The 4884-nt window shown below is 38.5% G+C and carries 1 protein-coding gene; it reads right to left on the bottom strand.

Going from position 1 to position 4884, the window contains the following annotated elements:
* Positions 1 to 4884 (bottom strand): vacuolating cytotoxin domain-containing protein (locus DV63_RS15565; protein WP_020982466.1); only part of this gene is annotated, 4884 nt, incomplete at both ends.

Below are 4884 nucleotides of genomic sequence, written 5' to 3'. Positions count from 1 at the left end.
ACCGCCATAGCTATTAAAATTCCCCATGACATTCAAACCACTAGAATTAGTGCTTAAAGTCGCTTGTTGGTTTAAGGTGAAATCACCATTAATGTTAGCTGTAGAGTTAGAGGCGTTGTTAAAAGCGTTAGTGATCGTTAAATTATTGGCTTGCAAGGTCGCATTTTCATTAAGATTGAGCGTGCCTATGACGCTATTATTTTTCACTTGAGACAAATCAATAGCCCCATTAGAAGCGATGACGCCTAAGAAAGTGAAGTTGTTAGCGCGCACGCTTAAAGATTCGTTAGTGGGGGTTACGCTAGAGTTTGCAGAAGAGCTGTTTTTGGTTGCGAGGCAATTGGCTAAATTGACACAAATTTCCCCTTTTTGAACGCTCACATTATTCAAACCCGCATTAAGGCTTAAGCCATTAGTAGCGTTTAGGATTGTGATATTGATATTAGAAACATCATTAGAAGCAAAAATCAATGCACCTTGATACTTGCTAAAGTCAATCGTATTATCGCCATTAAAAATAATAGACTTGTTGGCGGCAAAATTCAAACTGCCTCCTGTAGCGTTGCTAAAAGAGCTGTTATTGACAAAAACATAGCCATTGCTTAAAAAGTTAAAATACCCTTTTTGCCAAAAATCATGCAAGCCTCTAGGCGATAAAAGAGCGCCTAAATCGTTTTCTTTGAGCGCGTTTTGTAAAGAGGGCGGCAACACGCTCCCTAAACCTTGATTATAAACGCCGCTTAACCCGCCTTGAGAAATGATATTATTAATGATATTATTCACTAATCCTTGACTTTCTAGCTTTTTAACCACATCTTGTCCTAAAAACTCGTTCAACAAGTCATTCGCTACCACGCCGATGTCTTTTTGCAAGCTTGTAGGGGGGTTAGTAATATCCTTTAAAACCACGCTTAAAATAGAGCTTAATTCAGAAGCGTCTATATACCCACCGATAAAATTCAAAAGCCCTTTATCGTCTAGCATGCTTTTTAAAGACTGCTTAGCAAGGTAGTTTTCTATGATGGATGGGGTAACAAAATTACCAAAAATGCTTAGTTTTTTACTGATAATGTTTTGGATTTCATTCATGACTCCACTATTATTCAATAAATTGTCTAAATTATTTTGACCTATAAGTTGGCCCAAGGTTTCATTTTGCAAGCTAGCGGGCAATTCCTTACTCAAAGGGCTTAGAGCGTTTTCTATAAAGTTTCCTAAACCGCCGGCTTGCTTGATTTTTTCCATAGCCACTTGACTGAGAACATTCGCTAAATTCCCTTGATTAAAGATTTTATCAATCCCTTCTTGACCCAAAAGATTAAAGATGTTGTCTGTAGCTTGAGCTTCTATGTTAGCTTTATTCAACACTAAATTGTTAGCGCTTTGAAAGGTTACATCCGCGCTCCCTCCGCTTTCAAAAGCGTTACCACTTCCCACTGTGCCAGTGATATAAACGCTTTTAGCTTTAAAATCAGCGTTGATGTAGCCTAAATAGGGGGAAGTTGAGCCTAATAATTGCCCTAGGTAAGTGTTTCTAAAAGAAGAACAAGTGGCGCTATCTAGCGCGCAAGGACTGCTATAGTCATTGCCCCCAAACCATATAGAGCTAGTAGAGTTTGTAACATTATCTTGAGTAGTGCCTATAATTAGATTCCCGTTATTAAAGGTTTGATTGATGTTGTCAGTCAAATGGTTGATAGTTTCTAGGAGCGCTTGCTTTTGCGTTGGGGTGATCTTAATCTTGTCTAAGAGTTGCAACACTTCATTGATGTTAGTGATATTGTCTAATTGATTGGATTCAACCATTTCTTTTAAGGTAGCGGAATTTTGAGAAAGAATCCCTAAAAGCGTTTTTAAATTTCCACTAGAAAAACCCTTATTGTAGATATTTAAACTATTCAAAGGCTGGTTAAACGGGCTATAAGTGCCTGGGGTTTGAGGCGTTTGAGAGCCTTTAGGGGTGAAAAGACCTTTAATGTTGCTTGTCAAGTAATAAGTGCCTGCTTGGTTATCGCTATAATCATAGCTATAACCGGTAGGATTTTGCTTAGAAGCTTGGTAATTATAAAGCTCAGGAGCGATATTAAAAATAGTGTTGGAAGCCGAGTTAGGGTTATTTAAAACTTCTATGGTTAGATCCCCATTTTTAACGCTCTCTTGAATGATTTGAGAAGAATTGAGAGGGTTTATAAACGACCAAGTTTGAATGTTATGATTGTTGCTATAGGTAGCGTTTTGGATTTTCATGCCATAAAAAAGGATTTTTTCATAGCCATTAGCCCCACTGATGCCAGTAATCCCTTTTTGAGCGTTTAGGATGTTGTAAGTTACAGATTTTGTAATGTTGTCAAAAATATTGATGTCAGATAAATTAATATCCCCATTATTCCCTAAAACAAACTGCCCGCTAACGCTCATTAAAGCCTTAGTTAAAGAGGGCGCATAACCATTAAAATTCAACGCTCCATTAGCCGTAAGGTTATTAAAACTCAATGAGCTTGCGCTGTCAAAATTAAAGCTTGCTGTATCAATAGTCGTATTGCCTCCAAAATCAGCCTGGCTTGCGCCTTGAAAATTGATATTAGCGTTCAAAGAGCTTGTGTTATTGGCTGATAAAACGCTATCGTCTAAATTGATAGTGGTGTTGTTTGAAAAACTAGCGCTAGAAGCGTTGAGCTTGCTGTTAGCGTTAAGACTGAGTGTCCCGCCATTAAAAAAGAGGCTATTAAAGGTTGCTTGACTCCCATTATAAATATTGAGACTTGCTTGATTGTTAAAAGCACTTGTGCCATTGGCATTCAAAACGCTTTGATTGTCTAAACTTAAATTAGAATTATTATCAAGCGTTAAAGAATTTTTAAAAGCGGCTTGACTTTTATTGCCAAGCGTGATATTAGCGTTGTTTTGCAAGGTTGTATCGCCATTAAAGTTCAGCAAACTTTGAGAACTAAGCGTAAAACTCGTGTTGCCTAAAAGCTGTGTGGTAGCGTTAAAATTGTTTGTCCCCCTAGAATACAAGACATTAAAAACCGCTTGCGTGTTATTGAAAATAAGGCTATTAGCCTGCAAATTATAGATTGCTCCACCATTCAAACGAGAATTGATAAAACTTAAAGAATTAGCGGCATTAGCGCTGATAACGCTTGATCCTCCAGGGTTTGTAAAGCCGCTAAACGAAGCGTTAGAAAACGAAATGTTCTTAGCGCTAAAACTGAATTTCCCCCAAGTCATATCGCTAAAACTGGAATCAGTCACACTGATATTATTCATAGCGTCAAAAACGGCATAGGAATGCTGACTAGCCCCCGTTTGAATCATTTTAGTAACGGTTTCAGCGTCATTATAATTCAAGCCATCCATAGTGATATTATCGCTTGCTTCAAAGGTAATGTTCGCTCCCCCACCATCTGAATTTGAAACGCCTTCACCTGTTTTAAAATTATTGGTCAAGTAAATGTTAGCCGCATTAAAAGTTCCCGTGATATAGCCAAAGCCTCCATGCCCTATCCAAATCAAGCCATTATCATTCACGCTCTCTGCGTTGTTCCCTATGATCAAAGTGCCATTTTGGATATTCACGCCAAAACTTCTTCCAAGCAAATTGGCTGTATAAGTGCTGAGCGTGTTGCCGCTTTGACTGCTCTGTCCTGAAAGATTGGGATCAATATAATAAACCCCTTTGTTTGAGTAAGTTTGATTTTGGAGGTTATAGACCCCATCCCACACATTCGTTGCGGGTAAATTTTGAGTAGGGGGTGTGGGCGGAACTTTATTAGGGGGAGTGTTTGGTGCTGTGTGTTTTGTAGGAGTGGGTGTGGGGCTTGTAGGCTTAGCTACCGCTTGCTTCAATCCCTCTTGTTCAGCATTAAAAGTCTTTTCTTCGTTTTGTAAGGTTTGTTCATCTTGTTGTTCTTTATCTTGCGCTTGATTGAAAGCTTGTTCGTTAAAGCCTGTAGAGTTGGCTAATTGTTGGAGCTTGTCTAAATCTTGTTCTAAGGCTTGTTGGTCTTTAGCGATTTGTTGGCTCGTGTTTTCTAAATTTTGAGCATCTGTAGCGATAGTGGCGTTTTGATTGTTGGTGTAGTCTGTATCGTTCTTTGCGATCTCATTATCACTAGCAGCGTTATTCAAAGCGCTTTTTGAGTTGCTTATATCCTCTTGATAGGTTTTTTGGGCTTGTTGTTGTAAATCGTCTCCTAAAAATTGGGTAATAATGGATTGTTTGTTAAAGGTTTCTTGTAAGGTTTCATCTTGCCCGTTAATGTCAAAGGTTACATCATAAGTGTTATGACCCACTCCAACATGGCTGATAGCTTTATCGCCCTTATAGTTGATTAAATCCCATAAATAGCTTTGATAAACCCCATACTGGATGTTCCCATTTGTAGTAAGAATGTCATAGGTTTGATTACTATTAAGGGTTTGATTGAGATTAAAAACCGCATCAGAACCAAAGGACACGCTGCCTTTAAGGCTAGCAAAAGGCGAACTTGAATTTAAAGTGTTAGCGCCTGAAAAACTAACCTGGCTTGTATTAAAGCTATAAGTCCCTTGATTGAAGGTGTCGTTATTAAAGCTGGCGTTGTTACTAAAATTGTAAGTCCCTTGATTGAAGCTGCTGTTTTCAAAAGCAGATTGAGCACTATTAAAATGATAAGTCCCTTGATTGAAGCTCGCTTGATTAAAAGAGATGGTGCTATGATTATCACTACCGCTGAAACTAAAGCCTCCATTGGTGTTATCTTTAAAGCTAGATCCGCTGACATTGATGTTAGAGCCTTTAAAATTCATGTAAGATTTTTGCGTCCCTGCACCGCTATTGTCAAAACTCGCTTGATTGATAGTGATATTGTTAGCCGCATTAAAATTGAGTGTGGCTCCACC

It is taken from the genome of Helicobacter pylori FD535 (assembly GCF_000296015.2).
Classification (GTDB): Bacteria; Campylobacterota; Campylobacteria; order Campylobacterales; family Helicobacteraceae; genus Helicobacter; species Helicobacter pylori_CT.
The sequence above is the reverse complement of the archived record's forward strand: the minus strand, read 5'-3'. Positions and strand labels throughout refer to the sequence as shown.